This window comes from Neiella marina (assembly GCF_002165625.1).
In the GTDB taxonomy this organism is placed as follows: Bacteria; Pseudomonadota; Gammaproteobacteria; order Enterobacterales; family Neiellaceae; genus Neiella; species Neiella marina.
In genome coordinates this window covers 162,907-181,761 of the sequence record NZ_NGNS01000004.1, presented here as the reverse complement: position 1 = coordinate 181,761, position 18,855 = coordinate 162,907, and the positions used below count along the sequence as shown (strand labels likewise).

General features: G+C 48.4%; 20 protein-coding genes. 6 read left to right on the top strand and 14 right to left on the bottom strand.

Annotation, left to right across the window (positions count from 1 at the left end; translation table 11 throughout):
- Positions 1-6: 6 nt before the first annotated feature.
- The gene (locus tag CBE68_RS05560) at positions 7-714 is read right to left on the bottom strand and encodes an SIMPL domain-containing protein (protein WP_087505072.1); all 708 of its coding nucleotides are present in this window, start codon (positions 712-714) and stop codon (positions 7-9) included.
- 263 nt (positions 715-977) lie between these two features.
- Here CBE68_RS05560 and CBE68_RS05555 point away from each other — a divergent pair, with 263 nt between their 5' ends.
- Together CBE68_RS05555 and CBE68_RS05550 are read left to right on the top strand one after the other, a co-directional pair.
- The gene (locus tag CBE68_RS05555; RefSeq protein ID WP_087505071.1) at positions 978-2,816 is read left to right on the top strand and encodes a glycoside hydrolase family 9 protein; all 1,839 of its coding nucleotides are present in this window, start codon (positions 978-980) and stop codon (positions 2,814-2,816) included.
- Positions 2,817-2,986: 170 nt separating this feature from the next.
- Positions 2,987-4,543, top strand: a complete 1,557-nt coding sequence (locus CBE68_RS05550; protein WP_087505070.1) for a putative bifunctional diguanylate cyclase/phosphodiesterase — start codon at positions 2,987-2,989, stop codon at positions 4,541-4,543.
- Positions 4,544-4,569: 26 nt separating this feature from the next.
- Here the strand turns inward: CBE68_RS05550 and CBE68_RS05545 are convergent, their stop codons facing one another.
- The 7 genes from CBE68_RS05545 to CBE68_RS05515 all read right to left on the bottom strand — a co-directional run bounded on the left by CBE68_RS05545 (position 4,570) and on the right by CBE68_RS05515 (position 9,766).
- On the bottom strand, positions 4,570-5,154 hold the full coding sequence (locus CBE68_RS05545) for a hypothetical protein (protein WP_143824495.1): 585 nt from the start codon (positions 5,152-5,154) through the stop codon (positions 4,570-4,572).
- A 159-nt stretch (positions 5,155-5,313) separates the two neighbouring features.
- Positions 5,314-6,477, bottom strand: coding sequence for a radical SAM family heme chaperone HemW (gene hemW, locus CBE68_RS05540; RefSeq protein WP_229744653.1), 1,164 nt, complete (start codon positions 6,475-6,477; stop codon positions 5,314-5,316).
- Positions 6,470-7,072 (bottom strand): RdgB/HAM1 family non-canonical purine NTP pyrophosphatase, encoded by a 603-nt coding sequence (rdgB, locus tag CBE68_RS05535; RefSeq protein WP_087505068.1) that lies wholly within the window; start codon positions 7,070-7,072, stop codon positions 6,470-6,472. The genes hemW and rdgB overlap by 8 nt, the downstream gene beginning before the upstream one ends.
- A 64-nt stretch (positions 7,073-7,136) precedes the next feature.
- On the bottom strand, positions 7,137-7,568 hold the full coding sequence (locus tag CBE68_RS05530; protein ID WP_087505067.1) for a DUF4426 domain-containing protein: 432 nt from the start codon (positions 7,566-7,568) through the stop codon (positions 7,137-7,139).
- 84 nt (positions 7,569-7,652) lie between these two features.
- Positions 7,653-8,195, bottom strand: a complete 543-nt coding sequence (locus CBE68_RS05525; protein WP_087505066.1) for a YggT family protein — start codon at positions 8,193-8,195, stop codon at positions 7,653-7,655.
- A gap of 24 nt (positions 8,196-8,219) precedes the next feature.
- Positions 8,220-9,044, bottom strand: coding sequence for a pyrroline-5-carboxylate reductase (gene proC / locus CBE68_RS05520; protein WP_087505065.1), 825 nt, complete (start codon positions 9,042-9,044; stop codon positions 8,220-8,222).
- 17 nt (positions 9,045-9,061) lie between these two features.
- Complete coding sequence (locus CBE68_RS05515) at positions 9,062-9,766, bottom strand: YggS family pyridoxal phosphate-dependent enzyme (RefSeq protein ID WP_087505064.1); 705 nt, start codon at positions 9,764-9,766, stop codon at positions 9,062-9,064.
- 34 nt (positions 9,767-9,800) lie between these two features.
- Between CBE68_RS05515 and CBE68_RS05510 the strand changes: the two genes are divergently transcribed.
- From CBE68_RS05510 to CBE68_RS05495, 4 genes are all read left to right on the top strand, one after another.
- Entirely contained in the window at positions 9,801-10,835 is a 1,035-nt protein-coding gene (locus CBE68_RS05510) for a type IV pilus twitching motility protein PilT (protein WP_087505063.1), read from the top strand.
- Positions 10,836-10,854: 19 nt separating this feature from the next.
- On the top strand, positions 10,855-11,973 hold the full coding sequence (locus CBE68_RS05505; protein ID WP_087505062.1) for a PilT/PilU family type 4a pilus ATPase: 1,119 nt from the start codon (positions 10,855-10,857) through the stop codon (positions 11,971-11,973).
- Between the two features lie 3 nt (positions 11,974-11,976).
- A complete protein-coding gene (locus CBE68_RS05500; RefSeq protein ID WP_087505061.1) occupies positions 11,977-12,279 on the top strand; it encodes a hypothetical protein in 303 nt (100 codons plus the stop codon).
- A gap of 87 nt (positions 12,280-12,366) precedes the next feature.
- Positions 12,367-13,074 (top strand): PilZ domain-containing protein, encoded by a 708-nt coding sequence (locus CBE68_RS05495; protein ID WP_158100499.1) that lies wholly within the window; start codon positions 12,367-12,369, stop codon positions 13,072-13,074.
- 23 nt (positions 13,075-13,097) lie between these two features.
- Here the strand turns inward: CBE68_RS05495 and ruvX are convergent, their stop codons facing one another.
- From ruvX to metK, 6 genes are all read right to left on the bottom strand, one after another.
- On the bottom strand, positions 13,098-13,529 hold the full coding sequence (gene ruvX / locus CBE68_RS05490) for a Holliday junction resolvase RuvX (protein ID WP_087505059.1): 432 nt from the start codon (positions 13,527-13,529) through the stop codon (positions 13,098-13,100).
- A complete protein-coding gene (locus tag CBE68_RS05485; protein WP_087505058.1) occupies positions 13,529-14,095 on the bottom strand; it encodes a YqgE/AlgH family protein in 567 nt (188 codons plus the stop codon). Before CBE68_RS05485 ends, ruvX begins: the two co-directional genes overlap by 1 nt.
- Positions 14,096-14,197: 102 nt before the next feature.
- Positions 14,198-15,157 carry a glutathione synthase gene (gshB, locus tag CBE68_RS05480; RefSeq protein ID WP_087505057.1) on the bottom strand — a complete coding sequence of 320 codons (960 nt, stop codon included), beginning with the start codon at positions 15,155-15,157 and terminating at the stop codon, positions 14,198-14,200.
- A 9-nt stretch (positions 15,158-15,166) separates the two neighbouring features.
- Positions 15,167-15,898, bottom strand: a complete 732-nt coding sequence (gene rsmE, locus CBE68_RS05475) for a 16S rRNA (uracil(1498)-N(3))-methyltransferase (protein WP_229744652.1) — start codon at positions 15,896-15,898, stop codon at positions 15,167-15,169.
- Positions 15,899-16,143: 245 nt separating this feature from the next.
- Complete coding sequence (locus CBE68_RS05470; protein ID WP_087505055.1) at positions 16,144-17,088, bottom strand: choice-of-anchor A family protein; 945 nt, start codon at positions 17,086-17,088, stop codon at positions 16,144-16,146.
- A gap of 285 nt (positions 17,089-17,373) precedes the next feature.
- A complete protein-coding gene (metK, locus tag CBE68_RS05465) occupies positions 17,374-18,525 on the bottom strand; it encodes a methionine adenosyltransferase (RefSeq protein WP_087505054.1) in 1,152 nt (383 codons plus the stop codon).
- Between the last annotated feature and the right edge of the window lie 330 nt (positions 18,526-18,855).

The following is an 18,855-nucleotide window of genomic DNA, read 5'->3' as shown; positions in this document are numbered from 1 at the left end:
CACAAACTAATCAGCCAAGTAGTACACCACGGTTGATACTACCCGTACTTTTTTAATATGCGGGCTGCTCTTGTCTCGCGCACTGATTGAAAACTGGCCTTGCCGCGCTGACTTGATTTTTCCAAGCTGACTATTTGAATCAGCGGCAAATTTTTCTGCCACTTTGCGCGCATTTTGGGTCGCTTCCTCAACCATCGCTGGTTTGATGTCATTGAGTCCAGTGAATAGGTAATCGGTACGGTAACTGCTGTCTTCGAGGGTAATACCCTGTTTTCCCAGGTCTAATAACTGGGCCATGGTATTTCTTACGGTATCAACTTTGTTGCTGTATACCGTTAAGGTTTGTTGAGCGCTATAACGAAACTCCGGACGATCTCGACCATAAGAGTTAGCCCAGCGGTCTTGCATCGACGGTGGTGACAGGCTGATCGCCGCTTCATCAATGCCGTTGAGTAGCAAAAATGCTCTAATCTTTTTGGCGTTGTTGTGAAGATCTTGATAAACCGATTGTTGATCATTGCCGGCGACATTGAAGCGGATCGGCCAAATTACCACGTCAGCATTTACCTCGCGTTCTGATAACCCTTTGACCGTCACTGAACGATCAAAGTTTCGATATTCTCTCACCGCGGAAGGGAGGGCTAACGCTAGGATTATTGCACTAACAATGACAGCTACAGCGACGGCCAAAAGGTTTGTCGGGCGAGTTTTCATTCGTTACTCCAAAGGTATTTATTGCTGGATTAATGATATGTCATTGCATCGAATTTGCTGATAATGATTGCTTGTGAGTGAAGTTTTTAATTGCATGAGGCCGATCACGAATCGTATGATAACGTTTTCATTGGTGCTCATAGTTGGTATATGATCACTTTCGAAAACGCTTTCATTTATACGTTGTGCCTTGGTGGGCAGGCAGTTTTAAACAAAAGTAATTAAAACAAAACCATCACTTACAGGGTGGCGGAGATATTTAAATGCAAATCACACAGTTATTGGGAACGGCAGTAGCCTGCTCGGTATTAGGTTTAGTTGGCTGTGGTAGCTCCGGAGGGGGGAGTAACACCGGAACGGATAATGGCTCAGTCGGTCAGCTATCTAGCCAAGTTCGTTTAAATCAACATGGTTATCCATCCGGAGGCGACAAACTTGCCACCGTAGTCACGGACGGAACTGCGCCGCTGGTATGGAATATCACTGCAGCAAGCAACGACAAAATTCTGTTGCAAGGTGAAACGAGTGTGCTCGGAGGCGACAAAGCTTCAGGCGAAAACTTACATCGAATCGACTTTTCTGCACTTCGGGATCCCGGCGCTTACGTGCTAAATGTTGAGGGCGCAAACAGTCGCCCAGTCATCGTCGCCAACGACCTATATCAAGATTTATTCATCGATAGTGCCCGATTCTACTATTTCCACCGTATGGGAGTCGCGATCGAATCACCATTCCTTCACAACCCAGTTCATGGCCATGAGGCGATTCATCCAGCCGATGATGCGCTACCTTGCTTCGAGGATTGGTGTGGCGAAGGAGTGACGCTCAATGTTAAATACACTTGGTATGACGCTGGTGATTTTGGTGCTTATCCAGTAAATGTGGCGATATCAGCATGGACCATGCTTAACGCCTACGAGTTTGCTGCGATGGACTTTGGCGACAAGCAACTGAGCTTGCCAGAGAGCGGCAATGGCATTCCTGATCTGTTGGATGAAGTGCGTTTTGGTAGCACATTTATGGCTGGCATGCTGCCACCGGGCAACCAGTTGGCTAGTCATAAAATCCATAATCAACAGTGGAGTGGCTTTGAAGGAAATATTGCGCTGGAAAATGCCATGGAACGCTATGCCCAGCCGCCTTCAACTGCCGCAACTTATGCGATCGCGAGAAACGCGGCGCATTTAGCTCGAGTGTTCAAAAATTATGATGCGAGTTACGCCCAGCAGCAGTGGCAGTTAGCCATTGATGCTTGGCAAAGAGCCGAATCCAACCCCGTTGTTTACTATACCAGCGCGACCAAAGACTCTACCGGCGGCGGTGATTATGATGATACTAACATCGTCGATGATCGCTACGCGGCTGCGACTGAATTGTGGATTTCATCACTCGCGTTTGATACCGCAAAAACAAGCGAATTTGCGCAACAAGTTCGAGGTTCTGAGGATTTCCTCGCATTTGATGCTGATGGTGCTCAGCAATGGCAATCCGTTGAAGGTAACGGCTCTTTGTCACTGTGGCTGCATCGCGACCAGGTCGGCCTAACTGCTGAAGAACAGCAGAGCTTGCAGGCAAGCATTCTGGCGACAGCTGATCGGGCGCAAGTCAAACTGACTGCCAGCGGTTATCCGATGGTTTATAACCCAACCGAATCAGTGCCTGAGCAAATATGGCCTTGGGGCTCGAACTCTTTCGTGCTCAATCGCCTGATGCTATTGGGCTACGCCCATCAGATTAGTGGTGATCCAGTTTATCTCCGAAACATGTATCGCGGCATGGATTACTTGCTGGGTAATAACCCACTCGATTTATCCTTCATCACTGGCTATGGTGAGCTTTTCGAGCAGGACTTGCATGATCGCGTTGCGTTTCCTTTGTACCGCGATCAGGGCATTGCTTTCCCGCCAGGCTGGGTAGCCGGTGGGCCGTTAACTGGCTGGCAAGGGTGCGACAAAGCAACGCCTGAAGATCTGGCGCCGGCGAAACGCTATGGGCCAGCGAATACGGCACCGGATGCCTGGTGTTCGAAAGAAGTGGCGATCAACTGGAATAGTCCATTGGTCTGGGTTACCTCATACCTCGCAGCAACACCGCTCAACTAGCAAGCTGACTGCAAATACCTATATTTTCCTGCCAGTTGATCTGGCAGGAAGTTTACACGCCACTTCAACTTTTATTCCGAGGTTACAATTATCTTATTCGCCTTTAGTTCAGCATCGGGTTAAGCTTCTGTTGAAGTTAAAGCTAAGGCATTGGGATTTGCCGAGGAATAATGTTTAAAAAACTGGCTACCAGCTACGCACTGCGGATCAGCATTTACTACCTAATCTTCGGGTTGCTGTGGATTTTATTTTCTGACGCCATCCTCAATGCGCTAGTGAAAAATCACGCCCTATACGAGCGAATACAAACCTTTAAAGGCTGGTTTTATGTCTCGCTTACCGCACTGTTGTTCTTCTTTTGGGCCAAGCAAGCCCTCGATCGTATTCAACTCTTAAGTACCGTTGACAACTTAACTGGTTTGAAAAATCGCGACTGGGCGATGGAGTATGGTCAATCTCTGGTAGAGAGTGGCGATCGTTTCTACTTGGTAGCCATCAATATTGATGACTTTAAACTGATTAATGATTCGGAGGGGCATGCGACTGGCGATGACATTCTGCGTCATTTAAGTGATTTGTTACGAGAATGGGCGCCTGAGCCAGATAAAATCGCCCGCATTGGTGGTGACGAGTTCGTTATTTTTGATTGTCAGTCTGATTATTCTGAATTGCGCACTTCGTTGAGTATGTTGTCAGTGAAGCTGCGCCAGTCGCGTACCTTTATTAGCAAAACAGTGCCTTTTAGCGCGTCGGCAGGCGTTGTTTGTTATCCCGACGATTCTGGCTCATTCAAACAGCTGTTATCTGATTTAGATGCCACCATGGACCATGCCAAGAAGCAGGACCATGGTCAAATTAGCTACTATCACTCGTTCATGAACGAACGATTGAAAAACCGGGTAACGCTCATCAAGTCGCTGTACGAGGCCGTCGAGAATCGCGAATTTGACGTTCACTACCAACTACAACTCGATACCACAACAAACAAAGTGCTTGGTGCTGAAGCGTTATTGCGGTGGAAGTTGATGCAGGTTTCGGTACCACCATCGGAGTTTATTCCGTTGGCTGAAGAAGTCGGACTGATCAATCAAATCAATGAAATTGTTTTGACCAAGGCAATTCTGCAGCTCAAAGATGCCGGGCTGCTTGGCACCGCAATCCCTAAAGTCGCGATCAATATTTCGCCGATGCAATTTAAAACCGCATCCGATGCTCATGCGCTGCTGGAAGTCGCAACTCGCTTTGCAGATGAGTTGCCTTACGTTCGCTTTGAAATGACCGAAACATCGGTGATGGAGAATGTCGATGATGCGTTGGTGATCCTCAATCAACTGTGTCGAATGGGCGCTTCCATTTCGATTGATGATTTTGGTACTGGCCATTCGTCGTTGGGTCGATTAAAAGAGTTACCGATTGATGAAATTAAGATTGATCGGGCCTTTATTAGAGATATTCCAGGCGATCCACAAGGTGAAGTTATCGTAAAAACCATCATTGCCATGGTGCAGACCATGGGGTTGGAGCTAGTCGCTGAAGGGGTTGAGACCAATAGCCAGGCAGAGTTTTTATCCAACCATGGATGCTCGGTACATCAAGGTTTCTTATACGCCAGACCCGCGCCGGTATCGGAATTACTGGATTCGCCCCCGCTGATGAAGTTGCTTAATCTAGCGGGAGCAAACAGTGGTAATGTCACCTCAATCTTTGCAAACAAATCGCCTCGCTGAGATGCCTGCTCGATGTAAATCAGCAACTAATCAGTTGCTGATTTGCGGATCGATAACGCCAGAGCCTTGGTGTGAACAACAACAACCTGGTCTCCGACTTTTACCTTGTCCAAGTGTTCTGGGTGGCGCCGAACCGGTAAAGTTGATACGGCTTGATTTGGGCCGCGCAGGGTAACGGTTTTGTTGACTCTGTCAATGGCTACGATATCGGCGATGATTTCCGTCGTGTCGACGGCTTGAATGTTTGGTTCAGCACCTTGTTCGGCTTGATCGAGCTGTTCAACCCGGTTAATACGAGGTGAGCCGTCATTGATTTGAACATGAACTGCGACTGATTCGGTGTATTCAGTATCGACCAGATCACCAACTGCCAACTGTTCAAAGTTGGTAACCGCATCCGAGGCAATCAGTGTCACCTGGCGCCCAGCTTGTTCAACCGTGACCGTGCGAGAAGGGTAATCAATACCGATGATTTTAGATGTGCTGGTGGTAACGGCCGATTGCAATACGTCTGGGGCAATCACCTTATCGCCAGGCTCGGGAGTCGTCGAGCAAGCCGATATTAGCAATGCGCCGCAGCAAGCTAACGCTGGCAGGACAATCTTTTTCATTTTTACCTCAATGTCGAGAGTCGTTAAGGGCTCGGACAGCATCGCCGCCACTAAGTTCGCGATTGAGCCGGTTATCTGTTGAATTTCAGGCAGTTCTATTGCCTCGATTGGCACTGCAAGTATGGAACAGATTTTTCGATTTGCTGTGAATGAGTAGGATTAATCACTCAATGGGGCGATGACTTGATTGAAAAAATTGAGCCCTAGCTCGGTCATCTGCCAATTGGTCTGATCCAAATTCATTGTTCCCTGTTTTGCCTGTTGTTGCAGGAACGGCTCGATAACGTCGATGGACAACCCTGTGCGATATTCGAATTCCTTCAGTGGCGCAGGCTGGCAAAGGCGAGCACGATTCATGAAATACTCGAACGGCAGCTCATCGGTGGCTACTTGTTCCACGCGCAGGCGATAATTGTTTCTCGCTGCTAGGTAGGGCGTTGGTGCAGTCACTTTTACCGAGCGAATGATACGCTGTTGCTCAGGTTGAGTGATTTTTCCGTGAGCACCGCAACCAATACCGATGTAGTCGCCAAAAGTCCAATAGTTAAGATTGTGCTGACATTCAAACCCTGGTTTGGCATATGCCGATATTTCGTAGCGCTGATAGCCTGCGTCACAAAGCAATTGATGACCTTGGGTATTGATTTCTTCAAGGACCTCTTCGCTGGGCAGTTGCGGCGGTTGACGATAAAACGGAGTGTTCGGCTCAAGGGTAAGTTGGTACCAGCTAAGGTGTGGTGGCGCCAACGCGATGGCTTGTTGTAAGTCATCCAGCCCCGTTGTCAGTTGCTGCTGCGGAAGGCCATGCATGAAATCGAGATTAAAGCTTTTCAGCGGTAATTGTTGCGCAAATTGCGCTGCACGTATGGCTTGCAGCGGATCATGGATACGACCCAACAGGTTTAATTGTTCACTCTGTAAGCTTTGCACACCAATCGACAGCCGATTGATGCCGGCGGCGACAAAGCCAGCGAACTTGTCGGCTTCCACTGTGCCAGGGTTGGCTTCCATGGTCACTTCGCAATCATGACTCAATGCGACAGTGTCCTTGATGCCTCGCATCAGCGACTCGACCGCAGCCACCGACAATAAGCTAGGCGTACCGCCACCAATAAATATTGAGCGGATCTCGCGTCCCTGGACCCAAGCCAAGTCTGCTCTCAAGTCATTGATGAGGGCCTGAACATACTGCTGCTCTGGAATGTCGCCTCGCATAGCATGGCTATTGAAATCACAATAGGGGCATTTCTCCACACACCAAGGAACATGAACATAAAGCGATAGCGGCGGCAGCGCTAAGCGAGTCAGCTGCATATCAGCCATGGTTGAGAAAGTCAGGGAGTTGCTGGATTAATTGTTTGAGCGCTTGACCACGATGGCTAATGGCATTTTTGTCAGCCTTACTGAGTTGTGCCGCGCTTTCGTTCAAACCTTCGGCGACGAACACCGGGTCATAGCCAAAACCACCATCGCCATCTGCTTGTGTAGCAATCCTGCCTTGCCAAGTGCCTTGACATATCAACGGCGTAGGGTCGTCGGCATGGCGCATAAATACCAAAACACAACGAAACCTTGCGCTGCGCTTGGCCATCTCGATGCCATCAAGTTCGGCAAGCAACTTCACTACATTGTCCTGGTCATTCGCTTGTTCACCGGCGAAGCGGGCAGAAAAAACGCCCGGAGCGCCATTAAGAGCATCGACTTCTAAACCTGAGTCATCGGCAATTGCAGGTAAGCCGGTCAAAGCTGCAGCATGGCGCGCTTTGATGATGGCATTTTCAACAAAAGTAGTACCGGTTTCGGCTACTTCCGATACTTGAAATTCACTCTGCGCAACTAATTCCACTGATAGTGGCTCCAACATGGCTGCCAGCTCTACCACCTTGCCCGGATTACCTGTCGCTAAAACCCACTTCATTCGAATTCCTCAATGACGTTTTTATGGTCGCGAATCATATCAGATGCTTTGGTTAGCGCGGGCACTAGTTGACGTAGAATTTCTTCATGAATTCGACCGGATAGGTCCCTTCCGGAGTAGTGATTTGCAGCTGGAACCTAAAGGTCTCTTCATTGCTGTATTTAATCTGATCAAGGTAATAAACCGCTTTACCTTCTTTCACTTCAGTAAATTCGAGTGGCACATTGTGGCCTAGTAAGTTCTTAGCTTCGCCAGTAATAGTCACAGCGGTTGGTAAGTTGCCAGTACGGGTATCGAGTACCGACACATTGACCACCCCCATGTATTTGCTGCGCTCGAGACGATATGCCTTGGCCACATCGGCTGTTAAGAAGGTACTTTGAAAGGCTGAAAAGTGAATCTGATATGGGCTCGCATTATGAACTTCGGCTTGGGCGGCTGGGAACCAGCTGAGGCAACTGATTAACAAGATCAAAGCGAAATTGAAGTGTTTCATACCGCACTCCTGCAATTGAGGTTTTCTTATTATAGGAAAGGTTGGCGCAGCGAAAGCTTTCACTACGCCAAATCATGAAGATGATCAGAGGATCTGTTGAAACAACAGTACTTGGAAAAATTGCAAAGCAATCAGTAGCACCAACACCGACAAATCTAAGCCGCCAAGGGATGGGATGACTCGACGAATCGGTGCCAGCATCGGCTCGGTAAGCTGATGCAATGCTGCTTCAATAGGGTTATAGCCTTGACTCACCCAACTCAAGATAGCTCGTATCACCAACACCCAAAAAACGATATTGAAGGCTTCTTTGATCACCGTGAGGCCACCAATAATGATGATGGCTTGCGGTGACAATTGGCTGCCGGCCATCAACAGCAGAACCGTGATCTTCAGGCATGCAACAGCAAAGGCAAATAGCACCGATGCGGTATCCAAGCTACCCAGTGATGGAATCACTCGGCGCAATGGCCCGATTACCGGATGAGTAGCTTTCACCACAAACTGACTCAGCGGGTTGTAAAAGTCTGCTTTGACCAATTGCATCCAGATGCGCAATAAAATCACCATCAGATACAGGTTAAAAATGGTCTCAATCAAAAATCCAAATGCGGATTGGGTTGCCATAATCTGGTCCTTCTCCAGAAACAGTTAAAAAAGTTGTTCCATTTCTTCTGCGCGAGCGACGCAAGCGCGCATAGCCTGATCAACTAAGCCGGCCAAGTCTTGTTCTTTAAAGGTTGCCACGGCTTCGGCTGTGGTGCCACCTTTTGACGTTACTTGGGCTGTCAGCTCAGTGAATGACTTTGACATTTCGGATGCCGCCAAATGGCTAGAACCGATTGCCGCTTGCTGAACAAATTGGCGGGCAGTATCGGCATCAAGTCCCATGGCTTCAACGCTTTTTTGCATCGCTTCCATAAACATAAAGAAATAGGCAGGGGCGCTGCCGCTCGCGGCAATCACCAGATTCAAGCCCGCTTCGCTATCGACCCAAGCCGTTTTTCCGACCGCTTGCATCAGTTCAGAAGCCGTGTCTCTGTCGATGTCACTGACCAAGTCGTCGGCATACAGACCCGTCATACCTTGGCCAATTAAACATGGCGTGTTTGGCATTGTTCGCACAACGCGGCCGGCATTGCCCAGTAGTTCTCTTAATCGAACGACCTTGATGCCAGCGGCCACTGACACGATGAGCTTGTCAGCCAAACTCGGCTGAGCTGTGAGTAAAGGCTCACACACGGTAGCCATTAGCTGGGGCTTAACAGCGAGTACCACGGCATCAGCGGTTGCAACGCATGTAGCGTTGTCGGTGTAGGTGTTAAGACCCGGAAACTCAGCGCTTAACGCCGCTAGCTTATCACTATCGGGATCGCTGACATGCACTTGCGCAGCAGGCTTACCTTGCTTGATCAATCCCTTGAGAATCGCGCTGGCCATGTTGCCAGCGCCAATAAATGCAATCTGTTGAGACATGCTTATTCCTGTGTTCGTTATTGTTCTGACGACGTTTTTGGTTGCCGTGCGCCGAATATGGCAGTACCGACTCTGACCATGGTGCTGCCATGTTGAATCGCTTGCGCTAAGTCCTGAGTCATTCCCATCGATAGCGTATCAACACTGAGATAGTGCGATTTAAGCCATTCATATTGTTGCGCCATTAAGTCAAATTGTTGCCCTAATTTGGCTTGGTCTGTGGTGTTTTCTACGATGGCCATCAGGCCCCTTAGCTTTAGATTCGGCAGTTCATCGATGAGCGCGGCCAATTCACTGATTTGCGCAATGCTAACGCCTGCTTTTTGCGATTCGGAGCTTGCGTTGACCTGAATACAGACATTTAACGGTTCGATACCCTGAGGTCGCTGATCACTCAACCGGCGAGCAATCTTGTCCCGCTCAATGGTATGAATCCAACTCATGTGCTCGGCCAGAGGCCGCGTCTTATTCGATTGAATGGGGCCAATGAAGTGCCATTGCAACCCCAAGTGGGCTAATTTTTGCGCCTTTTCAACTGCTTCTTGGGCGTAGTTTTCTCCAAAATCGACTTGTCCTAAAGCGGCAACAGCTTCGACATCAGCTATGGGTTTTGTTTTTGACACTGCCAGCAATTTGACGCTGCCTGCAGGCCGCTTGGCTTTTTGCGTGGCAACTTGAACTTGGTCGTAGGCAGCGGCGTAACGCTCTGCTAGGGTTGGCATAATTTTGTCACGGCTCAATCTGGAGTTTCAGGCCATGGATATTACCGAACTTTTGGAATTCAGTGTTAAACATAAAGCCTCAGATTTACATTTAAGTGCTGATATGCCGCCACTTATCCGGGTGGATGGCGAAGTTCGCAAGCTCAATGTCGATCCCCTTGAGCACAAGCAGGTGCATGCGCTGATTTATGACATCATGAATGACAAGCAGCGCCGAGATTATGAAGAACAATTGGAAAGTGACTTTTCCTTTGAGGTCCCCGGGCTTGCCCGTTTCCGTGTCAATGCCTTTGTCCAGAACCGTGGTGCTGCCGCAGTGTTCCGTACTATTCCCTCAAAAGTACTGACGTTGGAGGAATTGGCTGCGCCTGATATTTTTCGCCAGGTGAGTGAAAAGCCTCGCGGTCTGGTGCTGGTTACCGGACCAACCGGTTCAGGTAAATCAACTACCCTAGCGGCGATGATTGATTACATTAACTCCAATCGTTTTGATCACATTCTAACCATTGAAGACCCCATTGAGTTTGTTCACGAAAACAAAAAATCTTTGATCAACCAGCGTGAAGTTCACCGTGACACCCATAGTTTTAATAACGCATTGCGCTCGGCGCTCCGTGAAGATCCAGATGTTATTTTAGTTGGTGAGATGCGTGACTTGGAAACGATTCGGTTGGCGATGACCGCAGCAGAAACAGGTCACTTAGTATTCGGTACCTTGCATACCACCTCGGCACCGAAAACTATCGATCGGATCATCGATGTGTTTCCAGCTGAAGAAAAATCCATGGTGCGCTCGATGTTATCCGAATCTCTGCAGGCGGTGATCTCGCAAACCTTGCTGAAACGAAATGGCGGCGGGCGAGTCGCTGCCCACGAAATCATGGTGGCGACCCCTGCAATTCGTAACTTGATTCGCGAAGACAAAATTGCCCAGATGTATTCGGTGATTCAAACCGGGATGGCATTGGGAATGCAAACCCTTGATCAATCACTACAAGATTTGGTCAATCGTGGTTTGGTATCACGCGAAGAAGCAATGAAGAAAGCTGGCGGCAAGCAAGCTCTGTAGCAATCAGAGGACCTAAAAGATGGAACTACTCACTCCTTATTTAGCGCAGATGGTGGCGAAAAAAGGCTCTGACTTGTTTATCACAGTCGGCGTGCCAGTTAGCATCAAAGTGCATGGGCGATTGGAACAGCTCGATGACCATAAACTCGATGCAGCAGCAGCTCAACGCATTGTTGAGGACACCATGAACGCCTCTCAACTTGCTGAATTCAATGATAATAGTGAGTGCAATTTCGCTATTGCTGTTCACGATGTAGGTCGTTTTCGGGTCAACGCCTTTTGTCAGCGAGAACAGGTTGGCATGGTCATTCGCCGAATCGAAACGACCATTCCGGATGCCGACGACTTACTGTTACCGCCGATCTTGAAAGATATCATTCTCTCCAAGCGTGGCCTGTTTTTGTTTGTTGGTGGCACCGGTACGGGTAAGTCAACCTCCATGGCTGCGCTGCTTGGTTATCGTAATATCAAGACTTCGGGCCATATTCTTACCATCGAAGATCCAATCGAGTTCGTCCACGAGCACCGCGGTTGTATCGTTACCCAGCGAGAGGTAGGTATTGACACGCCAAGTTTTGACTCGGCACTGAAAAACAGTTTGCGGCAGGCGCCAGACGTCATCATGCTTGGTGAAATTCGTACTTCGGAGACCATGGAGTATGCCTTAAGCTTCTCGGAAACCGGCCACTTGTGTATCGCGACCTTGCATGCCAACAACGCCAACCAAGCCTTGGATCGGATGCTGCACTTGGTACCGAAGGAAATGCAGGACCAATTGCTATTTGATTTGGCGTTGAATTTGCGCGCAATCGTTGCTCAGCAACTAGTACCAACGAAAGATGGTAAAGGGCGTCGGGCTGCGATTGAAATATTGATTAATACCCCTCATGTGTCTGACTTGATTCGTCGTGGTGAAGTTCACCGTCTCAAAGAATCGATGGCTAAATCCAGAGAGCAGGGCATGCAAACTTTCGATCAGGCGTTGTTCGACCTATACAAAAAAGGCGACATCACTTATGACGATGCCCTTCATGCGGCTGATTCGCCCAATGACTTACGTTTGATGATTAAGCTCGATGACGGCGATAGTTCGTCGAAGGGCGGACTCGATGGTGTCTCCATTGACATGGATGATTAGCCCATGCCGCTGGCGCCCGAGTTAATTGTATTGATGCTCAATGGGGTATTGTTGATTGTGTCCTACAGTTGGCTTTACCCCAAGTATGTTGCGGATAATATTCGCAAGCTAATGATTAATGATGTGGTTGCCTCGGTGGTTGCTTTGGCTGTTGCTGGCGGTTTGTTCATGGGCAAAAACATCAGTTTCAACGCGTTGTTATTCGACGCCAATTGGTTTTGGTTTACTTTGCTCAGCTATTTTGTCCTCGAAATCCCTTTTTCTGTTCGGTACTGCAATAAGTACAACCTTTGGAACAAAATGTAACTGTCGTCATCATTCTGATTTAGTTGGCAATCTTAGGTGATGTCAGCTATAGCTATGACAATTGCTTGAATGATGCAGGGGTCGTGTGTGTCTATTTTTGATGAACGCCATATTCGTGAGCCGGACCGAATACAAGGGATTGTGGGTCATTTGAGAACCGGTAATCTTATCGACTTCCAGTTGAACTCAGCAGTCCCCCTGAGAATGAAATTTAAGCTAGTTGGCTTTGAAGCTGGCAGCTTTTTTGTTTTTAGCGTGCCAGCGTCAAGCTACAAAAACCATAGTGATGAGTTAAACGCGGGCCACAGCTGTATCGTGCGGGCAGTGATCGGCGGTGATTTGGGGCATTGCATCGCTTTTCAAACTAAGGTGATGATGCTGCAAAAAACGCCAAGGCCGTTGTTGTTTGTCAGTTGGCCCCGAGAAGTTGAGAACTTTCGGTTGCGTAAAGAACTGCGTGTCGGCACTCGTATTCCGGCTACGTTTATGGATAAAGAAAGTGGTCAAAGCGATAACGAACAGTATCACTTGCTTGAGGGGACCGTGATGGATTTATCGGTCGGTGGTTGCTTGTTTCAACTACCGTGGTCGATTCAGGCAGGAGCAGTGCCAATCACGAATGGCTTACTGAAAATGATTTTTCCGTCGCGCCCTGATGACCCTCTGTTTGTTCCCGCTCAAGTCCGTCGAGCAACCCGAAAAAGCCAAGAGCATATGCATCTGGGCTTACAGTTTGAGCCAGTGGAAGAGCTCATTGAACTGTTCCACCATATCAATTTAGAAAGCCGATTGTAGTCACTACTTGTCTCGCTACGGGCTCAATTCCATAGGCTTTCAAAGTAGCTTTCGACGATAAGCACAGCCGATACGCTATCGACTTTGTCTTTGCTTAGGGCTTTGAAACCGCCCAGTTCAAATAGCCGGGAACGCGCATCGACGGTAGTTAAGCGTTCATCTTGTAATTCGACCTGAAAACCAAAGCGACCATGTAAACGATTGGCAAATTTGCGCGCCCGCTGAGTTAGTTCTTGCTCGGTGCCATCCATATTCAGCGGTAAACCAACAACCAGTAAGTCTGGTTGCCATTGCTTGAGCACATGCTCGACTTGCTGCCAATTTGGCACGCCATCATTGGCTTTGAGCGCTGCATCGGGAGATGCTGTGCCGGTGACCTCCTGACCCACAGCAACGCCAATGCTCTTGGTACCATAGTCAAAACCGAGGATAGTGCGCTCGCCGGGCGCTTTCATTAAGCGTGCCCTGCTTGTGGGCTGATACTGGCAATATCAATTCCAATTTTCTGCCCTGAAGCCTGCCAACGCATCGATGCATCAACATCGAAAATGATGCTTTGATCCGCCGGGATCACCAGCCATGAGTTGTCGGCAATTTCTTGTTCCAATTGCCCAGCATCCCAACCGGCATAGCCCAAAGTAACGAGAAACTTGCTTGGTTCTAGGTCGGTACCGAGGATCTGCAAAATGTCTTTTGAGGTGGTTACCATCAAATCGTCATTCAAACTGAGACTCGAAGACCAACCAGGTTGCGCGGTGTGAAGCACAAATCCGCGCTCTTGGGCGACGGGGCCGCCAGCGAAAATCGGTTGTTCAAGATTTGTTGAGGACAAATCGTCGCGATGCAAATCTTGCACCTTTGATAGCAGCTCAGACAGGCTCAAATTTTTGATCGGATGATTGATAATTAGCCCCATGGCACCTTCATCATTGTGCTCACAGATATAGCTAACCGAGCGCTGAAAGTAGGGATCTTCCAGCGACGGCATAGCAACTAATAATTTACCTTGGAGACTTTCCATACAACTCGATTCTGGTCCTCGCATAATTTCATTATGGCAGTAAATCGTTGGCTTCAACACTCGCTTGCTTTAGAAATCAGTCAAGCGACGATAAAAACGGCATCAGTCGTCTTTGTTGGCAAGCTTGTTGGCAATGGCTTCCATCAACCGCTCGGCGATGCGGACATCAAACGCAGCCTCAATTTCACGAATACAGGTTGGGCTGGTGACGTTCACTTCGGTGAGGCGATCACCAATGATGTCTAAGCCAACAAAGAGCAAGCCTCGTTTCTTGAGTTCCGGTCCGACTGCATTGGCGATAGCCCAATCGGCATCTGACAGTGGCCGCGCTTCACCGCGGCCTCCGGCAGCTAGGTTGCCACGGGTTTCACCGCCAGCAGGGATGCGAGCCAAGCAGTAAGGTACGGCTTCGCCGTCAATCATCAAAATTCGCTTATCGCCATCTTTAATGGCCGGCAAGTAGTTTTGGATCATGGCGTAGCGTTGACCATGTTCGGTCAGCGTTTCGATAATGACACCAACATTGGGATCATCTTGTTTGACGCGGAAGATTGATGCTCCGCCCATGCCGTCAAGAGGCTTAAGAATGACATCGCCATGCTCGGCAAGAAACTCCCTAATTTGTTGAGCTTGGCGAGTGACCAAAGTATCGGGTGTATGCTCGGCAAACCAAGCGGTGAACAGTTTTTCGTTGCAATCACGGAGGCTGGCTGGTTTGTTGACGACCAGCACTCCTTGCTCTTCTGCGCGCTCTAGCATGTAAGTGGCGTAAATGAATTCGGTATCAAACGGCGGATCCTTGCGCATTAAGATGGTATCGAGTTCAGCAAGTGGTGCATCCACAGGCTCGCCTAGAGTGAACCAGTCGCTGGCGTCCTCTTGCACAAACAGTTTGCGCATTGTGGCAAAAGCCTTGCCCTGACGCAGATATAAATCGTTCATTTCCATGTACCACAGTTGCCAACCTCGGGCTTGTGCGGCCAGTAGCATGGCAAAGCTGGAGTCTTTTTTGATGTTGATACCTGAAATTGGATCCATCACGATGCCGAGTTGTACCGTCATTTTTTATCCTTATCCTAAATCGCCAAAGCGTGTTTGCAGCGCTGTAAGCGCCGTGAGTGCTGCCGTTTCGGTACGCAAAACTCGTGGGCCAAGTAAAATGCTCTGATAGCCGTGTTCGCGAGCAGCAATGATCTCTTGTTCACTGAGGCCACCTTCTGGGCCAATCAAAAGCCGCACACCCACCGCCGGCACAGACTCAATACCATTGATGCCATGTCGCGCCGCAGGGTGCAGATTTAGCTTTAACTGCTCTGTTTCTTCAGTTAACCAGTCAGCTAAGCTAACTGGCTGGTCAATGTGAGGAACCGAATTGCGCCCACATTGCTCACAGGCACTAATTGCAACTTGTTGCCAATGCAGTACTTTCTTTTGCCAACGTTCCGCTTGTAACTTGACGCCGCAGCGCTCGGTAAGTAGCGGAGTAATCTTGTCGACGCCAAGTTCAACAGCTTTTTGAATGGTAAAGTCCATCTTGTCGCCACGACTTACTCCTTGGCCAATGTGAACCTTCAGTGGTGATTCGACCGAATGCTGAAGTGCCGAACCGATATCAGCCAATACTTTCCGCTTTTCAACCGTCGCGAGTGTTGCCGGGTAGGCTAAGCCTGAACCGTCGAACAGCTCAATGGTGTCTCCAACTCTCATTCTAAGCACTCTGGCAACATGCCCTGCGGCACTATCAGATAACTGAACTTGAGATTGTTGTTGCAGCGGTTGTGGGTGAAAAATACGAGTCGTCACAAGTAACTTTGGTTTGCCTGTTGATATTAAGAACAGAAATGGGGGCTGACGTTATAATTTCAAGTTGCCGCTGATTTTTTCCAAGCGGGGTCTAATGGGCAAAAAAAAGCCCGTGTTTGGGACACGGGCCAATTCGATTGTTGGATGTAAAACGTACGTTCTAAAAATAGTCCATATTGCTGTGACAGGCCAGTTTCAGATTGTTACTAATTGCTGCAAAGGTGCTGTTGAGTTCAGTAGCCCGATTAACTTAGCGACAGACAACGGCGCTTGCGGAACCTAAATAGCGAAACAAGCAGGGAGCCAAGCAGCAGCATAGCTAGGGTTTGTGGTTCTGGAACTTCGACACTTGATGATGGAATTTCTATGATAGGTCCGTCACCTTGATAGATGTAATTGTGAATTTCATTCAAATTTTGGTTGAAGTAATTACGGGCAATAACCGCGCCATCCATATCGAATCCACCGTTGAAGATGTCCGCTTTGGTCGCCAATACTGAGCCGATAAACTTGTTGTTGAAGTTAATTTCGGTGGTATCGATGAAATTCCACAATATGCTGTCGTAAATGCTGTTATTAGTGCCGCGAAAGTTAAACGCGTTGTGAATGTTGGCCGACTTACCAGAAACGTTGATAATGACCTTCTCAGCTACCCCTAAATCAAACTGCATGCCATTTGACTGTTGAAACAAGCTGGCATTGATGTCAAACACTGCAACCTGTTCGCTACCACTGTATGTGAACGTGCGGCCATTCATGTCGCCAGTGATGTCACCATTTGCTGTTAAATCGTCATAATGAATCGACGCGGCTTCCAGTTCTGCCGTTAACTGAGCTGCGGCAAGGGTCTTATCTTGATAAACGGTGCCGTTATTGGTTGCGATAGTGGCCGGGTTAGTTAAGTCTCCGCCATAGGCAGCATCACCATTGAGTACTTTTACTCCATTCCCGAAGACATCGTTAACCACACTTAGTGCTGCTGAACCGACCAGATTAGGATCGTAACCAAAGTCAGAAGCGCCGGTGATGTTCAAGTTACCACCAATAAAGGTTGAGCCTTGGACGTGAACAGAGCCGGAAAAATCGTTGAGAACAACAAGGTTATAATTGCTAATAGGCAAGGCCAAAGCGGCGCTGCACAGAAATATCGAAACAATCGCCACGATTTGGCGAACTGCATGCTTGAACATCGTTCACTACCTAACTAGTTATACCCATTTGATAATAAAGGGTATTTATTTTTTTGGTGGGGGCTGTTCAGCTCAGAACAGCCGTTTCGCTAGAGCTCAAAGCAAAAAGCAATCCAATATGTTAACTGTCTGAAAATTAGGTGATTTGTTGATTTTGTCTGGTTTAGAATAAATACTCTGTAAATTAACCTGACAGGTTGCGAGGCGTCGTACCCTAGATGAAAAAAAACCGCCTAGATTTAGGCGGTTTATAACACTGATACCAACCAGTTGTGCTGCTTGCTATCACAGTCCCGCGCTGGCGCGAAGGGCTTCAACTTTATCGGTTGCTTCCCATGGGAATTGCTCGCGGCCAAAGTGACCGTAAGCTGCCGTTTGCTGGTAGATAGGTTGCGCTAGATTGAGCATCTCAGTCAGACCATATGGGCGTAAATCGAAGTGCTGGCGTACCCAAGCAACCAGAGTTGCTTCATCGAACTGGCTGGTGCCGAATGTTTCGATGCTGATAGAAGTCGGTTCGGCAACGCCGATAGCATAAGACACTTGCAGCTCACAGCGTTTTGCCAAACCTGCTGCAACTAGGTTTTTGGCAACGTAACGAGCAGCATAGGCGGCGCTACGATCGACTTTAGACGGATCTTTACCTGAGAATGCGCCGCCACCATGGCGCGCCATGCCGCCATAAGTATCAACAATGATTTTGCGGCCAGTTAAACCACAATCGCCCATTGGGCCACCAATGACGAATCGGCCCGTTGGGTTAATGAAGTACTTGGTTTGTTCGGTCAGCCATTGTGCGGGCAGCACGGGTTTGATGATTTCTTCTTGTACTGCCTCAATCAAATCGCTTTGTGAAATGGTATCGCAATGCTGGGTTGATAGTACGACGGCATCAATGCCCACCGGCTGGCCATTTTCATAAGCAAAGGTAACCTGACTTTTTGCGTCCGGACGAAGCCACGGCAAGGTGCCATCTTTACGAACTTCAGCTTGGCGCTTCACTAGTTTGTGAGCGTAGGTGATTGGTGCAGGCATGAGCTCTTCAGTCTCGTCTGAGGCATAGCCAAACATCAGGCCTTGGTCACCAGCACCCTGTTCCTTTGGATCGGCACGGTCAACGCCTTGTGCGATGTCGGGCGACTGCTTACCAATAGCATTGAGTACTGCACATGAGTCGGCATCAAAACCCATGTCCGAGTGAACGTAGCCAATATCACGCACTGTACTGCGCGCTAATTCTTCGATGTCGACCCAAGCTTCCGTGGTGATTTCACCACCAACCATTACCATGCCTGTTTTGACGTAGGTTTCGCAGGCAACGCGAGCGCTTGGGTCTTGCTTTAGAATTGCGTCAAGCACTGCATCCGATATCTGGTCTGCAATTTTATCTGGGTGGCCTTCAGAAACCGATTCAGAGGTAAACAAGTGTTTTGCCATGTTGCCTTTCTCAAAATTAAAGATGTTTATACGGATTTACGTCTAGACGTCTATTCTAGATTAATTGTTTGTTTTAATGCTAGCCCGAATGGCAATTCGTGATCCGAACAAGGTGAGTCAATCCAATCGGCGCTAGATAAGTGGTAAGAGAGCAGGCGTAAGTCATTGTTGCCAGCTGTGCTGATGTCATTTAATTACTTTGAAACTGAAATTAATTGCAATAAAATGCTCGCGCGGTTGAATTTTCGTTAAAAAACCACAAATTGACCGAGGCGTCTGAAAATTTCAGGCCAAAAAGTGTGACTTGTGTTCACTCTGATGTAAATCAAT